General features: G+C 70.3%; 14 protein-coding genes and 2 pseudogenes. 10 read left to right on the top strand and 6 right to left on the bottom strand.

Translation table 11 applies throughout. From position 1 onward, the window contains the following. Nucleotides 1-125: 125 nt before the first annotated feature. The 5 genes from gap (at nt 126) to ACIG5F_RS42750 (ending at nt 4,133) form a co-directional block, all read left to right on the top strand. Complete coding sequence (gap, locus tag ACIG5F_RS42770) at nt 126-1,130, top strand: type I glyceraldehyde-3-phosphate dehydrogenase (RefSeq protein ID WP_396525959.1); 1,005 nt, start codon at nt 126-128, stop codon at nt 1,128-1,130. Between the two features lie 14 nt (nt 1,131-1,144). Beyond that, nucleotides 1,145-2,350 carry a phosphoglycerate kinase gene (locus ACIG5F_RS42765; protein ID WP_396525958.1) on the top strand — a complete coding sequence of 402 codons (1,206 nt, stop codon included), beginning with the start codon at nt 1,145-1,147 and terminating at the stop codon, nt 2,348-2,350. After that, a complete protein-coding gene (gene tpiA / locus ACIG5F_RS42760) occupies nt 2,350-3,135 on the top strand; it encodes a triose-phosphate isomerase (RefSeq protein WP_396525957.1) in 786 nt (261 codons plus the stop codon). Before ACIG5F_RS42765 ends, tpiA begins: the two co-directional genes overlap by 1 nt. Before the next feature lie 354 nt (nt 3,136-3,489). Continuing rightward, nucleotides 3,490-3,726: a preprotein translocase subunit SecG gene (gene secG / locus ACIG5F_RS42755; protein WP_184858471.1), complete on the top strand. Its 237-nt coding sequence runs from the start codon at nt 3,490-3,492 to the stop codon at nt 3,724-3,726. Between the two features lie 59 nt (nt 3,727-3,785). After that, entirely contained in the window at nt 3,786-4,133 is a 348-nt protein-coding gene (locus tag ACIG5F_RS42750; RefSeq protein ID WP_396525956.1) for an RNA polymerase-binding protein RbpA, read from the top strand. A 260-nt stretch (nt 4,134-4,393) separates the two neighbouring features. On the opposite strand, the gene ACIG5F_RS42745 is transcribed toward ACIG5F_RS42750, so the two are convergent. Together ACIG5F_RS42745 and ACIG5F_RS42740 are read right to left on the bottom strand one after the other, a co-directional pair. Then, nucleotides 4,394-5,824 carry a sensor histidine kinase gene (locus tag ACIG5F_RS42745; RefSeq protein WP_396525955.1) on the bottom strand — a complete coding sequence of 477 codons (1,431 nt, stop codon included), beginning with the start codon at nt 5,822-5,824 and terminating at the stop codon, nt 4,394-4,396. 248 nt (nt 5,825-6,072) lie between these two features. Next, nucleotides 6,073-7,509 (bottom strand): MFS transporter, encoded by a 1,437-nt coding sequence (locus tag ACIG5F_RS42740; protein WP_396525954.1) that lies wholly within the window; start codon nt 7,507-7,509, stop codon nt 6,073-6,075. A 54-nt stretch (nt 7,510-7,563) separates the two neighbouring features. Here ACIG5F_RS42740 and ACIG5F_RS42735 point away from each other — a divergent pair, with 54 nt between their 5' ends. Then, entirely contained in the window at nt 7,564-8,079 is a 516-nt protein-coding gene (locus ACIG5F_RS42735) for an ArsR/SmtB family transcription factor (protein ID WP_396525953.1), read from the top strand. Nucleotides 8,080-8,408: 329 nt separating this feature from the next. On the opposite strand, the gene ACIG5F_RS42730 is transcribed toward ACIG5F_RS42735, so the two are convergent. Both ACIG5F_RS42730 and ACIG5F_RS42725 read right to left on the bottom strand, forming a co-directional pair. Beyond that, on the bottom strand, nt 8,409-9,365 hold the full coding sequence (locus ACIG5F_RS42730) for a carbon-nitrogen hydrolase family protein (RefSeq protein WP_396525952.1): 957 nt from the start codon (nt 9,363-9,365) through the stop codon (nt 8,409-8,411). 492 nt (nt 9,366-9,857) lie between these two features. Beyond that, nucleotides 9,858-9,941 (bottom strand): annotated as a pseudogene (locus ACIG5F_RS42725) (helix-turn-helix transcriptional regulator); the annotation flags it as partial. Between the two features lie 79 nt (nt 9,942-10,020). Here ACIG5F_RS42725 and ACIG5F_RS42720 point away from each other — a divergent pair. From ACIG5F_RS42720 to ACIG5F_RS42705, 4 genes and pseudogenes are all read left to right on the top strand, one after another. Continuing rightward, a pseudogene (locus ACIG5F_RS42720) lies at nt 10,021-10,254 on the top strand (hypothetical protein); the annotation flags it as partial. Between the two features lie 139 nt (nt 10,255-10,393). Then, nucleotides 10,394-10,717 (top strand): helix-turn-helix transcriptional regulator, encoded by a 324-nt coding sequence (locus ACIG5F_RS42715; protein WP_396525951.1) that lies wholly within the window; start codon nt 10,394-10,396, stop codon nt 10,715-10,717. A gap of 128 nt (nt 10,718-10,845) precedes the next feature. Next, nucleotides 10,846-10,968, top strand: coding sequence for a hypothetical protein (locus ACIG5F_RS42710; RefSeq protein WP_396526012.1), 123 nt, complete (start codon nt 10,846-10,848; stop codon nt 10,966-10,968). 706 nt (nt 10,969-11,674) lie between these two features. Continuing rightward, nucleotides 11,675-12,037 carry an RNA-binding S4 domain-containing protein gene (locus tag ACIG5F_RS42705; RefSeq protein WP_396525950.1) on the top strand — a complete coding sequence of 121 codons (363 nt, stop codon included), beginning with the start codon at nt 11,675-11,677 and terminating at the stop codon, nt 12,035-12,037. A gap of 15 nt (nt 12,038-12,052) precedes the next feature. Here ACIG5F_RS42705 and ACIG5F_RS42700 read toward each other — a convergent pair whose 3' ends face one another. Both ACIG5F_RS42700 and ACIG5F_RS42695 read right to left on the bottom strand, forming a co-directional pair. Next, entirely contained in the window at nt 12,053-12,802 is a 750-nt protein-coding gene (locus tag ACIG5F_RS42700; protein WP_396525949.1) for an alpha/beta fold hydrolase, read from the bottom strand. A 405-nt stretch (nt 12,803-13,207) separates the two neighbouring features. Next, nucleotides 13,208-14,050, bottom strand: coding sequence for a GNAT family N-acetyltransferase (locus ACIG5F_RS42695; RefSeq protein ID WP_396525948.1), 843 nt, complete (start codon nt 14,048-14,050; stop codon nt 13,208-13,210). Between the last annotated feature and the right edge of the window lie 34 nt (nt 14,051-14,084).

Genomic DNA, 14,084 nt, shown 5'->3' with positions numbered 1-14,084 from the left:
ATCAAGAAAGCTGCCATACCACTGTGACCAGCGCTACTTCGTAACGCTAGTGTTGCCGGCAGGCAGCGTCGCCGCATCTACTGGGCTCCGGCATTTGACCGGTTCGAGTTTCGAGGAGACACACCGTGACGGTTCGCGTAGGTGTCAACGGCTTCGGCCGCATCGGCCGCAACTTCTTCAGGGCGGTCAAGGCCAGCGGGCACGACATCGAGATCGTGGCCTTCAACGACCTGGGTGACGTCGCGACCATGGCGCACCTGCTGAAGTACGACTCCATCCTGGGCCGGTTCCCGGGCGAGGTGGCGCTGCACGACGAGGGCATCGAGGTCGACGGCAAGGTCATCAAGGCGCTGGCCGAGCGCGACCCGGGCAAGCTGCCCTGGAAGGACCTCGGCGTGGACGTCGTGGTCGAGTCGACCGGCTTCTTCACCGACGCCGCGGCCGCCCGCAAGCACGTGGACGAGGGCGGCGCCAAGAAGGTCATCATCTCCGCCCCGGCCAAGGGCGAGGACCTGACCGTGGTGCTGGGCGCCAACGACGACCAGTACGACGGCACCCAGACCGTGATCTCGAACGCCTCCTGCACCACCAACTGCCTGGCCCCGCTGGCCAAGGTGCTGCACGACGCGTTCACCATCGAGCGTGGCCTGATGACCACCATCCACGCCTACACGCAGGACCAGAACCTGCAGGACGCGCCGCACAAGGACCTGCGCCGCGCCCGCGCCGCCGCGCTGAACATCGTGCCCACCTCCACCGGCGCGGCCAAGGCCATCGGCCTGGTGCTGCCGGAGCTGAAGGGCAAGCTGGACGGCTACGCGCTGCGCGTGCCGGTGCCGACCGGCTCGGCCACCGACCTGACCGTCACCGTGGGCCGCGAGGTCACCGTGGACGAGGTCAACGCCGCGTACAAGGCGGCCGCCGAGGGCGCGCTGTCCAAGTACCTGCGCTACAACGAGGACCCGATCGTGTCCTCGGACATCGTCACCGACCCGGCTTCGTGCATCTACGACGCGCCGCTGACCAAGGTCATCGGCAACCAGGTCAAGGTCGTCGGCTGGTACGACAACGAGTGGGGCTACTCCAACCGCCTCGCCGACCTGGTGTCGCTGGTCGCCTCGAAGCTCTGAGAGGGCAACCGCAAGTGAAGACTCTCGACGACCTGATCGCCGAGGGCGTCTCGGGTCGGCACGTCCTGGTACGTGCCGACCTCAACGTCCCGCTGGACGGCGACAAGATCACTGACGACGGCCGGATCCGGGCGTTCCTGCCCACCGCCCAGCGCCTCACCGAGGCCGGCGCGCGGGTCGTCGTCACCGCCCACCTGGGCCGCCCCAAGGGCGAGCCCGACCCCAAGTTCTCGCTCGCCCCCGCCGCCGCCCGGCTGGGCGAGCTGCTCGGGGCCGAGGTCGCGCTGGCCGCCGACGTCGTCGGCGACTCGGCCCGGTCCGTGGTGTCCGCGCTGTCCGACGGCGGCGTGGCCATGCTGGAGAACATCCGCTTCGACCCGCGGGAGACCAGCAAGGACGCCGCCGAGCGCGAGGCGCTCGCCGACGACCTGGTGTCCCTGGTCGGTGACAAGGCCGCCTTCGTGTCCGACGGCTTCGGCGTGGTGCACCGCAAGCAGGCCTCGGTCTACGACGTGGCCGCCAAGCTGCCGCACTACGCCGGCGGCCTGGTGCTGGCCGAGGTCGAGGTGCTGCGCAAGCTCACCGACGACACGGCCCGGCCCTACGTCGTCGTGCTCGGCGGGGCGAAGGTGTCCGACAAGCTCGGCGTCATCGAGAACCTGCTGACCAAGGTCGACCGACTGCTCATCGGCGGCGGCATGGCGTACACCTTCCTCAAGGCCCAGGGCCACGAGGTCGGCAACTCGCTGTTGCAGGCCGACCAGCTGGAGAAGGTCGCCGGCTTCCTGGCCGAGGCCGACAAGCGCGGCGTCGAGCTCGTGCTGCCGGTCGACGTGCTGGCCGCCACGACCTTCGCCGAGGACGCGCCGTTCGAGGTCGTGTCCACCGACGCGATCCCGGCCGACCGCGAGGGCCTGGACATCGGCCCGGCCACCCGCGAGCTGTTCGCGGCCAAGCTGGCCGACGCCAAGACGGTGTTCTGGAACGGCCCCATGGGCGTGTTCGAGTTCGCCGCCTTCGCCGGCGGCACCCGAGCCGTCGCGCAGGCGCTCGTCGACTCCGACGCGTTCACCGTGGTCGGCGGCGGCGACTCCGCCGCGGCCGTGCGCCAACTGGGTCTGCCCGAGGACGGCTTCTCGCACATCTCCACCGGCGGCGGCGCGTCGCTGGAGTACCTGGAGGGCAAGGAACTGCCCGGCGTCAAGGTTCTGGAGGACTGATGGCGCGGCTTCCGCTGATCGCCGGCAACTGGAAGATGAACCTCAACCACCTCGAGGCCATCGCCCTGACCCAGAAGATCGCCTTCTCGCTGCCGGAGAAGTACTTCGCCAAGGTCGAGGTGGCGGTGCTGCCGCCGTTCATCTCGCTGCGCAGCGTGCAGACCCTGGTCGACGGGGACAAGCTGCTGCTCAAGTACGGCGCCCAGGACCTGTCCCCGCACGACTCCGGGGCCTACACCGGCGACGTGTCCGGTCCGCAGCTGGCCAAGCTCGGCTGCACCTACGTGGTGGTCGGCCACTCCGAGCGGCGGGAGTACCACCACGAGGACGACGAGCTGGTCAACCGCAAGGTCAAGGCCGCCCTCAAGCACGGGCTCACGCCCATCGTGTGCGTGGGCGAGCAGCTGGAGGTGCGGGAGGCCAACGGCCACCTGGAGCACTGCAACGCCCAGCTGATCGCCGGTCTCAAGGGCCTCAAGGCCGAGCAGGTGGCCAAGCTCGTGATCGCCTACGAGCCCGTGTGGGCGATCGGCACCGGCAAGGTCGCCACCCCGTCCGACGCCCAGGAGGTCTGCGCCTCCATCCGGGCCACCCTGGCCGAGAAGTACGGCCAGGAGGTCGCCGACACCGTCCGTGTCCTCTACGGCGGCTCGGTCAAGTCCGGCAGCATCGCCGACCTGATCAAGCAGCCCGACATCGACGGCGGCCTCGTCGGCGGGGCCAGCCTCGACGGCGACGAGTTCGCCAAGCTCTGCGCCCTCGCCGCCGGCGGTCCGCTCCCGTAGCTCCCGCCGCCGCGCAGCCCGCCAGTGGCCCGCCCGCCGCAGTTCGCCCCCGCGCGCACTGCCGGCCGGCGGGCCACTGCGGTAGCTGGCCGGTGGTGTGCTGCCGGCCTGCGGCTTGCTCGCCGTAGTCCGCCTCGGTTGGTGGTGTCGGCCGGCGGGCTGTTGCGATGGTTCGCTACTGACGTGCTGGTGGCTGCCGGCCTGCCGTAGATCGTTGTCGCAGGTCGGGGCCCTGTCGCGGGCGCGGCGGGGGCCCGGTTCGTTTTCCGTGACTGCTCCTTTCCGGACCGTGCACCGAAGCCGGGGTGGGAGCAGGTAGCCTGTAGCGTCTAAACGCCTTACAGCGAGGGTGAGATGAACCTGTTCCTTCAGATCCTGCTGATCGTCGCCAGCTTGCTGCTGATCCTGCTGGTGCTGCTGCACCGCGGCCGTGGCGGCGGTCTGTCCTCGCTGTTCGGCGGCGGCATGCAGTCGAGCCTGTCCGGGTCGAGCGTCGTCGAGAAGAACCTGGACCGGATCACCCTGTTCGTCGCCGCGATCTGGGTGATCAGCATCATCGGCATCGGCCTGCTGGCCAAGCTCGGCGGCTGAGCGCCGCAATTCACGTCACTGGGGTTGTTCAACCACGTCCTGTGGGAGTGTGAGGGTCGATGACTGGCGGTAACGCGATCCGCGGTACCCGAGTCGGATCGGGCCCGATGGGCGAGTCGGAGCGCGGCGAGTCCGCGCCCCGGCATCGGGTGTCGTACTGGTGCGCCAATGGCCACGAGTCCCGCCCGTCCTTCGCCCTCGAGGCCGAGGAGCCGGAGTCGTGGGACTGCCCGCGCTGCGGGCTGCCCGCCGGCCGGGATGAGAAGGCCCCGCCGGCGCCACCGCGCAACGAGCCGTACAAGACGCATCTGGCCTACGTGAAGGAGCGCCGCTCCGACGCGGACGGCGAGGCGATCCTGGCCGAGGCGCTGGCCAAGCTACGGGCCCAGCGCGAGGGCGACTTCTAGATCCGCGTGCGCGGCGAGGAGCGGTTCCACAAGCTCCCCGTGCGACAGCACAAAGGCCGCCTTGCTCCCGATTCCAGGGGGCAAGGCGGCCTTTGCTGCACTTTCACTTCGCGAAGATCTGCGCCCGAAGAGTCCAGGGCCTGCCACCCAGGAGAGTGCCAGGCGCCGGCTACCCGGGGGCCGAGCCGCGACGCCGAAGGCAGCGCCAAAAACACAGCCGGGAGGGGATGCCCGCGCCGACGTCCCCTCCCGGCTGTTTCCTACGCGTGCTGGGGAGCCTGCGGCGCCGGCACACCGGGCAGGGCGAGCGGGAACCGTGAGGTCACCACGAACCCACCGTCCCGACTCGGCTCGGCATGACAGCTGCCTCCCAGCAACTCGGCCCGTTCGGTGAGTCCGACCAGGCCATGGCCGCCGGAGGGCAGGGCAGGGGTCCGCTGTCCTCGGGGCCGTCCGTTGCGCACCCGCACCTCCACCTCGTCCTCGCCCACCTGGACGAGCACGGAGACGGCGGCCGACGGTGCGTGTTTTCCGACGTTGGTGAGCGCCTCCTGCACGGTCCGGTACGCGGCGGCGGACACCGGCCGCGGGATGTCCTCGATGTCGCCGTCCACGTTGAGCGTGACGGCCAGGCCGCAGTCGGAGACCAGGCGGCGCAGGTCGGTCAGGTCGGGGCGGCCGTCGTCATCGTCGGCGCTGGTGCGCAGCACGCCGACCAGCTGGCGCAGCTCCTCCAGCGTCTTGGTGGACAGCCGGCGGATCGTGTTGGCGATCTCCCGCGAATCGGGGTCGGTGACCGTCATCTTCAGCGCGCCGGCCTGCATGGCGATGAGGGTGACCTGGTGCGAGACCACGTCGTGCATCTCGCGGGCCAGCCGGGTCCGCTCCTCGGCCCGGATGGCCTGCGCCTGGAGGTGCTGCTTGCGCTCGCGGGTGACGGCCAGCTCGGTCAGCTTGTGCACCAGCTCCTTGCGGGTGGTGACCAGCAGGCCCAGCGCCAGCGGCATGCCGGTGTGGATCACCGCCCAGAGCAGGTTGAGCACCTGCTCCTGCCAGCCCAGGCTGAAGAACTTGGTGAGCGGCCAGGCGATGTAGGCGCACAGCATCATCAGCACCGCGCCGGCCATGGTCTGCCAGTTCCAGGTGCGCTTCTTGGCCAGCGTGTACAGCGCGATCATGCCGGCCAGCTGCGACCAGCCGGCGAGGTAGCCGGGCACGGTGGCCAGCAGCACCAGGAACGGGTAGCGGCGGCGCAGCACCAGGGCGAGACAGGCCACGCCGGACAGGATGTGCGAATACAGCTCGGCGTCCTTGGGCGACACCAGCAGCACGTCCATCAGCGCCAGCGCGATGGCCCCGAGGTCGCTGAGGGGGCCGGAGTGCCGCCGCAGGAAGCCGTCCACCCTGCCCCCGACGCCGCGCAGCGGGCCCGCATGCCGGTGCAGGAACCCGCCGACCCGGTTGCCCGCGGTGCGCAGCGGGCCGGCGTGCTTGCTCGGGAATTCGTCGGCCTCGCTGTCTGACTCGCGGGCTCGCTCGGGTGGGTTGACCACGGCGCCGACGATGTCGGCCGCCTGCTCGCCGCCCATCGCCTCGGCGGTCCAGATCCTGTCATCGTTGTCACGCTGGGTCGGCACACCGACCTCGGGCATGTCGGGACCGTTCACGGCGTCGCGCGGCCGGTTCGGCACGGTTCCGTCCTCCTCGGGCAGGGCGAGTTGGTCTTGCGCTCTTAGACAGACCTGACACTCGTTCGGGACGCGCCGCCCGAAACTTGTGTGCAGATGCACACGCCGGGTGCCCGTGTGGTCACCCCATGTGAGCTTTGACCTGCGGTTTTGCGGCGTACGCTAACACGATTTGTCACGCGCAGTGCCGGTCGAACTACCCGTAAACGGCGTTCAACGTTAACCGAAAAGTCCAGACCTTCGACGGTTGCTCAGATCCGGTCGGGGGAGTCCAGGTGTCGATCGCTCAATCGGGCCAGCCCGATCAGGGCCAGCAGCGGCAGGGCCGCGACGACCGCGAACACCGGGCGCACCCCGATCCACACGGCCAGAAACCCGCCGAGCGCCGCGCCCAGTGGCTTCGTGCCCCAGGCGACCAGCCGGTGTGTGCTGTTGAGTCGGCCGAGCAGCCGGTCCGGAGTGATGCGCTGCCGCAGCGAGACCATCACGATGTTGGTCACCATCACGCCGGCGCTGCCGGTGAACAGCCCTATGCCGACCGTAACGGGGTTGGATGTCACCGTCGGCACCGCGATTGTCACGGCACTGATAACAAAGGAAAGCCGCAGTGCGCGGCCCCGCCCCAGCCAGCGCTCGACCCGCTCGGCCAGCACCGACCCCACCAGGCTCCCGACCGCCGCACCGGCCACCAGGACGCCATAGCCCTGCTTGCTCAGCCCCATCGCGCTGCCGGTCCCGACCGCATAGAGCACAAGAATCGTGAACGCCGCGCTCGTGGCCAGGTTGAACAGCGCCGTCGCGATCGTGAAGACCCGCAGCACCGGCTGCCGGACCAGGAACCGCAGGCCCTCCGCGATGTCAGCCCACAACCTCGTCGCCCCCGACGGTTCCCCAGTTGTCCCCGGCGACCGCGCCGGCCCCGACCGCCCAGTTGTCCCTTGTGGCGGCGTCGGGCCTGATCGTCCGGTTGTCGCCTGTGACCGCGCGGGCACCGACCACCCAGTTGTCGCCTGCGGCCGTGACTGCTCTGTTGCCACCTGCGGCAGTTCAGATACCAGCTCCGTCCGTGCTGGCTGCGGCGGTTCGGTAGTCAGCTCCGGCTGCGTCGGCTGTGGTCCCTCGGCCGGCGGCGGCAGCCGCTCGACCTTGAACCGGCCCGGCAGCGTGGCCAGCACCGCGACGGCGGCCGCCCACAGTGCGACGGGCACGCCGAAGGCGGCCGCCGTCCCCATGCCGACCAGCAGCCCGGCCAGCGGCGGTCCGGCGAACTCGTTGGCCATCAGCTCGACCGCATACAGCCGACCGTTGGCGCGGGGGAGCAGGCCCCGCTCCACGATCTGCGGCACGATTGACTGCGCCGCCGTGTCGTAGACCGTTTCCGTCACGCCGACGCACAGCGCCACCGCGTAGAGCGCCCACAGCTCGTGCACGCCGAACAGCACCAGCACCAGTACGCCCCTGGCCGTGTTGGCCGCGAGCATCGCCTGCCGTCGGTCCACCCGGTCCACCAGCGCCCCCGCCGGCAGCGCGCACAGCAACCACGGCAGCGTGAACGCCACGCCCAGGCCCGCGATCGCCGCCGGGTCCCTGGTCAGGCCCACCGCGACCAGCGGCACCGCCACCTTCAGCACCCCATCGGCCAGGTTGGACAGCCCGTCCGAGGTCCACAGTCGCCAGTACGGCTTCACCCGGTGGAGTATCACCCATCGATTGAGAAAACTCCACCGATGTAGCCTTTTCTCATGGCTCTGCCGCACCGTGACGCCTCCGAGCGCGAGGCCAAGGCCTTGGCCCATCCACTGCGGCTGCGCATCCTGCGCCTGTGCTGGCAGGCCGAGCTCACCAACAAGCAGATCGCCGAGCGGGTCGACCGGGATCCCGGCACCGTGCTCTACCACGTGCGCCAGCTTGTCTCCGCCGGCTTGCTCGAGCCTGCCCCTGTCCGCGCCGGCGACTCCGGCGCCCTGGAAAAGCCCTACCGGGCCAAGGCCCGTTCCTGGTGGCTCGACGACCCGCCCGGCACCGGCGCGGAAGCCGCCTTCGCCCCCATCGAGGCCCTACAGGAGGAACTCCGCACCGCCGGCCCGGCCGCGGTCCGTACCTTCGTCCGTTTCGCCCTGCACCTCTCACCCGAGGCCGCCGCCGAGCTCGACCGCCGGCTGATCGCCCTGCTTGACGAGTACACCGCGACCGACGCCGACCGCCTGGACCAACCCGCCCACGGCGGCATCATCGTCCTGCACCGCCTGGCCGAGTGACCCGAAGCAGGGCCGACCATCGCCGTGTCCATCGCCGTGTCCATCGCCCGGCGGACCCGACCCGACGCACGGCCAACTGCGACCGTGTTGCACTGGCAGACCCCGACCGAGGCCGACACGAAGCATCCTGTGCAACTGCCACCGCTTCGCGGCACCGACCCAGCCAAGACCTCGACCTTGCTCATCACCGACTCGGCAGGCCCGCGCGTCCAGCGCGATTTCGCGCCGGTCCGCCAGACCATCGCCGTCCCTGTGGCACCTCCTTCTGGAAGACGCCCGCCGATCTCATGGCCGACGGGCGTCTCCAGCCCGGTTAGAAGCCGGCCCGGTTAGAAGCCGGCGCGGGCCTCGCTGCGCGGGTCGTCCCGAATGAAGTGCGGCTCGTAGATGCCACCGCGGGCGGTCCGCCGCCACGGCCGGGCCAGGTTCTCGGCGTTGCCGTCGAGATCGGCCACGGCGATCGGGCCGTCGTCGGTGCGGGCGACCCACTCCCCGGCGGGCGAGATGATGCTCGAGCCCGCGTCGGAGGCATAGCCGACCCAGTAGCTGTTGGTGGCGGCATGGGCCTGCGCCTCGGTCGCGAACACCGCGCTCGGCGCGGCCGCCGCGTACAGCACGGCATCCACGTCCAGGCGTTCGTATTCCAGGAACAGCTCGGGGAAATGAGCCTCCATGCCCAGCGCCAGGCCGATGCGCACGTCGTCGACCTCGAAGACCACCGGCGCCGCGCCGGGCGTGTACATGAAACTGACCTTGGTGTTGGACAACATCCGCTCGTCGTAGCGGGTGATCACCTCTCCCTTGTCCGACAGCACGTACAGACTGTTGTGCGGGCGGTGTGGCGGAGTCAGCCGGTGCACCGAGCCGAGCACCGTCCACAGCCCCAGTTCCCGGGCCAGGTCGGCGATCCGGCCCAGCTCGTCACGCAGGACCGCCCAGTCGACCAGACTCCAGTCGGCCGGCCCGACCTGGTTCGGGTCCGCCGACATGATTCGCTTGTGCGGCGAGCAGGTCGCCCCCTCGGGGAACACCACCAGCCGCGCGCCGGCGGCGTACGCGTCGCGCATCAGCCGGCGGATCTCCGCCCCGCTGGCGCGCAGCAGGTCGGTGTCTCGTGGATCCTGCCGCAGCGTGGTCCTGGCCGTGGCCAGCCGCAGCGTCTTGGTCTTCGGCATCTCGTCGTCTCCCGGTGTCCGACGGAAGTGCCGAAGCGCGGTCGTGTAGGACTGCCCGGTCTTGGCCGCGCGGGCCCGGACCCGGCGCTTGAAGTTGCCCCTTGCTGTCACGTCTTCGGCCTTCCACGTCCCGAACCGGCGATCCCCCAGCGACGCACGTGTCCGGAACGGACGGCTTCGGACGACGACCCGAGACAGGGAGTCCCTTTGCCTCCGCGGGGAGCCGGGCTGGGGCCGGCTCGTGGAGGTTGGGCGTGGGTCACGCCTTCGGCCACAGTACACCGTCACGACGACCTTGCCGCAAGCGTTGCCCCGCTGCACGTAGGCGATCGCGGAAACGGCCTCGCTCAAAGGGAAAGCTCGGTCCAGCACGGCGGAGGCGGACCTGCTCGAGGTGTTCCCTGAGCGTCGGCAGGTCCTCGGCGCGCTCGGCGGTGGCGACCAGGCCCCTGAGCTGGTGGCCGACGAAGGGCGAGAGCAGGGCGGCGCGCAGGGTGCCGGTGACGCCACCGCCGATGATCTTGCCGCGCCCTCGCCGCCGACCATGACCAGCGCGCCCTTGGGGGTCATGTATTGGCGCAGCAGGGAAAGCGGACGGTTTCCGGCGATCTGGAACGCCATCTCCAGCGATGGCGAGTACTTGCCCTGCTCGATCGCGATCACCGTCTGCCGGGCGACCCCGATCCGTCGACACGACCAGACGTCATGTCACACGTTCTTGACTTCGGTCAGATCCCCCCCGCTCTTCGCCGAGCGCCGTGGACCGATGCTCCATCTCCCGGGCGGTTACCCGGAATTTGACACCGGCGGGTCACCTCTGGCCGAGCCTCGCGATCCGGCCACCGTGATCATCGGCGGGCACGTCGAACTCTCCGGCGCCGGCGAGGATCTCCTGCCCGACGCGCTCCCACCGGTCAGACGCATCGCCGCCGCCGAGGCCTCCGTGCTCCGATGGCTCCTGGATCGCATGCCGGTTGAGATGTCCGCCTCTGCCCCGGGGGCCGAAGTCGTTGTCCACCACCATTCTCAGCTTCTGTTCGTCGAAGTCCTCCGGGCCGGCCTTGCTGACACGTCCTCGTTCCCCGCTGGCTGGCTCCGAGCCCTCGCCGACGACCGGCTCGCCCCGGCCCTGCGGCCTCATGCACGCGCAACCAGGGCGGCCTTGGCGGCCTCCAGAGCTAGCAAGGGCCGCCTTCATGTCACGAGCGTCGTTCATCGACCGCTTCGACGCCGTCGCCGGCATGCCCCCGCTCACGTACCTCTCGCGTTGGCGGATGCGCCTGGCTGAACGTTCCCTGCGTGAGGACGACATCCCCGTCACCCGCCTCGCCCCGGCCCTCGGCTACACGTCGGAAAGCGCGTTCAGCAACGCCTTCAAGCGGGCCTTCGGCGTGGCCCCGCGGCGGTATCGGGACGAGGCTCACCGAAAACTGTCAGACCCCGCGGGCACGATGGCGCAGTGATCGTTGAAGTGGTGAACAAGCGGCGAAGATCGCCGTTCCCGGACGATGCCGTGGTGGTCGACGCGACCTCGCGTGGGTGTTGGACAACCGCGTGTCCGGCGTGCTGACGAGCTACACGAGCTCGGCGCCTGATTCTGTTGGACTGCAAGACAAATGGCGACGTGGCGGACCTGACCACTCCGTTGTCGCACGCCGCACTGGTCGCGCGGCACCTGTCGGGAGAGTGGGTTGCGGACCGAGAATTCTTGTGAAATGCCTGTGCGACAAGGGCTTTCGGGCCTTGTGGGGTCGGTCCGGCGGTGTGTCTCGTAGGTGTTGCTTGATCGCCCGACAAGCGTCGGGCCGGAGGTGTTGAATCGAGCGCATGGAGAAGACCACCGATCGCTCACGTCGAGCGGTGACGCCAGGCCTGGGCCGAACTGCTCGTCGCGGCGAAGGAAGTGACCCGGGTCCCGGGCACGATCGCGGGCCGCCCTGGACCGCTTGACACGCGGGCCGCTTGCCGTGCGAATCGCCCGGCACCTGGCCTCTGATCGCCTTGCCCCTGGGCGGTCGGAGATCTGGGACCGCCCGGTTCGGGACGCCGGCCGGCTCGCGACGGTGCTTTGTGATCGAGGGTGCCTGGCCGTTCGGCCGGCCCGCCATCGACTATCCGGCTCCGGACCGTCCGTCCTCGACTATCTGCTCGCGGTTGCTCGACCCAGACCTCCCGGTGCGCAACTGCTGGTTGTCGACTTGTCCTTGGTTGTTCGGACCGGACTGCCCACCCCGCGATCGCCTGGCTGACGAACGCTTGGTTCCGCTCGTCGGAGCATCAGTGCCTTGGTCACTTGCATCCGGCCGGCCGCTCAACGATGCCTGGCCCGGACTGCTCGTCCACCGACTGCTCGGCGGTGGACGGTCGGGCGAGAGCCGCGTCGGCACGAAATCCGTTGGACCCGATGACATGATGAGGAGGTGGAGTCCACCCGAGTGGACCGCTGGCTCTGGGCGGTCCGGCTGACCAAGACCCGTCCGGACGCTGCGGCGGCCTGCCGGGGAGGGCACGTGCGCATCAACGACAAGCCGGCCAAGCCGGCGAGCACGGTGTCGCCGGGTGACGAGGTGCGTGCCCGAATCGGTGACCGGACCCGGGTCATCGAGGTGGTGCGGGTGATCCAGAAGCGGGTGGGCGCGGCCGACGCGGCGACCTGCTTCATCGACCGCACGCCCGCGCCCCCGCCGGAGGCCGCGATCCCGGTCGCACGTCGCGAGCGGGGCGCCGGTCGGCCCACCAAGCGGGAGCGCCGGGTGCTGGACAAGTTCCGTTTCGGCCAGTAGCGGTCGGGACGGCGGCTAGTCCAGGAACCCGGCCAGCATCGGCAGCAGCAGCTCGGGCCGCCGGGTCACGTCCATGTGCGTGGTGTTCGGCAGCACCGCCAGGTGCGAGCCGGGGATCAGGCGCTTCATCAGCGCACCGTGCTCGATGGTGACGAAGTCGTGGTCACCCATCACCAGCAGCGTCGGCGCGGTGATGCCGGCCAACTGCTCGTCGTTCCAGCCCTTCAGGTCGGCGTTGGACGCGGACAGCGTGGCCAGGAACTGGGTGAAGTGCTCCGGGTGCGGGGACAGCCGCTGGTAGGCCTCCTGCATGTCGGCGAAGTCCCGCGCCGACGGCATCCGGGTGGAGGTGGCGTGTCGCGACGGGTCGGCCAGGTCCTCGTGCATGCCGTCCGGTCGGACGCTGGCGGAGATCGGCACCGCCGAGCGGACCCGGCTCGGGTGGCTGACGGCCAGCTCGAGCGCGACCGCCGCGCCCATGCTGTGCCCGAGCACGTGGGCCCGGTCGACGCCGAGGTGGTCCAGCAGGGCCACCACGTCGCCGGCCAGGGCGGCCGGGGTGATCTCCCGGTCGATGTCGGCGGTGCGGCCGTGGCCCTGGAGTTCCACGGCGATCACCTGGTGGTCGTGGGCCAGCGAGGGGATCAGGCCGGCGAAGTTCAGGTCGATGGTCAGCATGCCGCCGTGCAGCAGCACCAGCGGGGTGCCGGCCTCGCCGTGCCGCTCGTAGTACATGTGCAGGCCGTTCACGTCCGCGTAGCCCATGGCGGTTCCTCTCGCTGGTCGGGTGCCGTCACCCCTGCGTCGAATGGAGGTTCATCGCAATCGACACCGCCCTAGAGTTTTTTCGTGACGACTTTTCGTTTCGACGATGTGACGCCTGCAAGCGAGCCGCTGCCCACGTACGGCTGGCCGAGGTCTACAGCGACGTGATCGCGTTGGGCGGCGATCCGGACACGGCGGTGATCGAGCCGGACGGGGTGCACCCGCTGTTCGACGCGGTGGCCCGGGCGTTCGCCGACCACCGGCCGCTGGTGCTGACGGTTCCGGCACTGCCGGGTGATGCCGGACGACGGGGTTCGGGATGTTGTGGGGACGTTGCGGCGTGGACGCGGAGGTCTGTGGCGTGGGATCGGGACGGTCGCGTGGACGCGGGACGTCGGTGGCGATTCAGGAGGACTGGAGCAGCGCGCGGGTGTAGAGGAGGTCGAAGCCGCGGCGTTGGACGTTCTGCTGTGACTTGGTGCCGGGCGCGGTGGTGACGGTGGCGATGTCGCAGCCGGCGGCGATGGCGTCGGCCAGGCGGGTGGCGATCAGGGCGGTTTGCACGCCGCGGCGGCGGTGCTGCACGGAGGTGGCGGCGCCGGCGAAATAGGCGGTGCCGTCGGCGATGCGCAGGCTGCCGGTGCCGACCGGGACGTCGTCGATCAGGGCGAGGTAGCGGCGCGTGCCGGTGGAGTCCATGTCACGGATGGCGTTGCCGAGAACGTCGCGTGGGAAGTCCTCGGCCGAGGCCACGCCTTCGGTGTCGGGGTTGAGCACGGCCTCGACCAGGAGGTCGAGCGCGGTGTCGGTCTCGTCGGCGCGGCAGAGGCGGACTTCGACACCGGGTGGTGGCTCCGGGGCGGACAGGCCGTCGAGGGACAGGCCGAGCACGTTCTCGTAGCCGGTCAGCCGGTAGCCGCGGCCGGTCAGCAGCTCGCCGACGGCCGGGTCGGCCAGGTTGGCCAGCTCGACCGGCACCGGGGACCCGAGGGTGCGGAAGGCCTGCTCCACCTCGACCAGCTCGGCCTCGGTGGGCACGCCGCCGAAGCCGAGGCCGGCGATCTTGTTGAACGGCGAGTCGGCCTCGGCGTAGCTGGCGACGCCGCCGGCGATCTCGCGGGCGAAGCCGAGGGTGTCGGCGCGGCGGGCCCGGGCGGCGGCGCTGGCTTGGGCGACGAGCTGGGCCTCGACCCGCTCGATGCGTTGGGCCAGGGCCGTGCCGCAGAACAGTGGTGTCCGAATCGTCATGGTGGCTCGCAGTGTCGTGAGCGGTGTGGCCGCG

The sequence above is a fragment of the Kutzneria sp. NPDC052558 genome (genome assembly GCF_044547355.1).
Lineage (GTDB): Bacteria > Actinomycetota > Actinomycetes > Mycobacteriales > Pseudonocardiaceae > Kutzneria.
The sequence above is the reverse complement of the archived record's forward strand: the minus strand, read 5'-3'. Positions and strand labels throughout refer to the sequence as shown.

Bases quoted from the DNA above. Each gene is read 5' to 3' on its own strand.
- ACIG5F_RS42735 (WP_396525953.1), top strand. From the start codon at position 7,564: ATGGCTCTGCCGCACCGTGACGCCTCCGAGCGCGAGGCCAAGGCCTTG.
- secG (WP_184858471.1), top strand. From the start codon at position 3,490: ATGAACCTGTTCCTTCAGATCCTGCTGATCGTCGCCAGCTTGCTGCTG.
- ACIG5F_RS42700 (WP_396525949.1), bottom strand. From the start codon at position 12,802: ATGGGCTACGCGGACGTGAACGGCCTGCACATGTACTACGAGCGGCAC.
- ACIG5F_RS42750 (WP_396525956.1), top strand. From the start codon at position 3,786: ATGACTGGCGGTAACGCGATCCGCGGTACCCGAGTCGGATCGGGCCCG.
- ACIG5F_RS42695 (WP_396525948.1), bottom strand. From the start codon at position 14,050: ATGACGATTCGGACACCACTGTTCTGCGGCACGGCCCTGGCCCAACGC.
- tpiA (WP_396525957.1), top strand. From the start codon at position 2,350: ATGGCGCGGCTTCCGCTGATCGCCGGCAACTGGAAGATGAACCTCAAC.
- ACIG5F_RS42715 (WP_396525951.1), top strand. From the start codon at position 10,394: ATGCACGCGCAACCAGGGCGGCCTTGGCGGCCTCCAGAGCTAGCAAGG.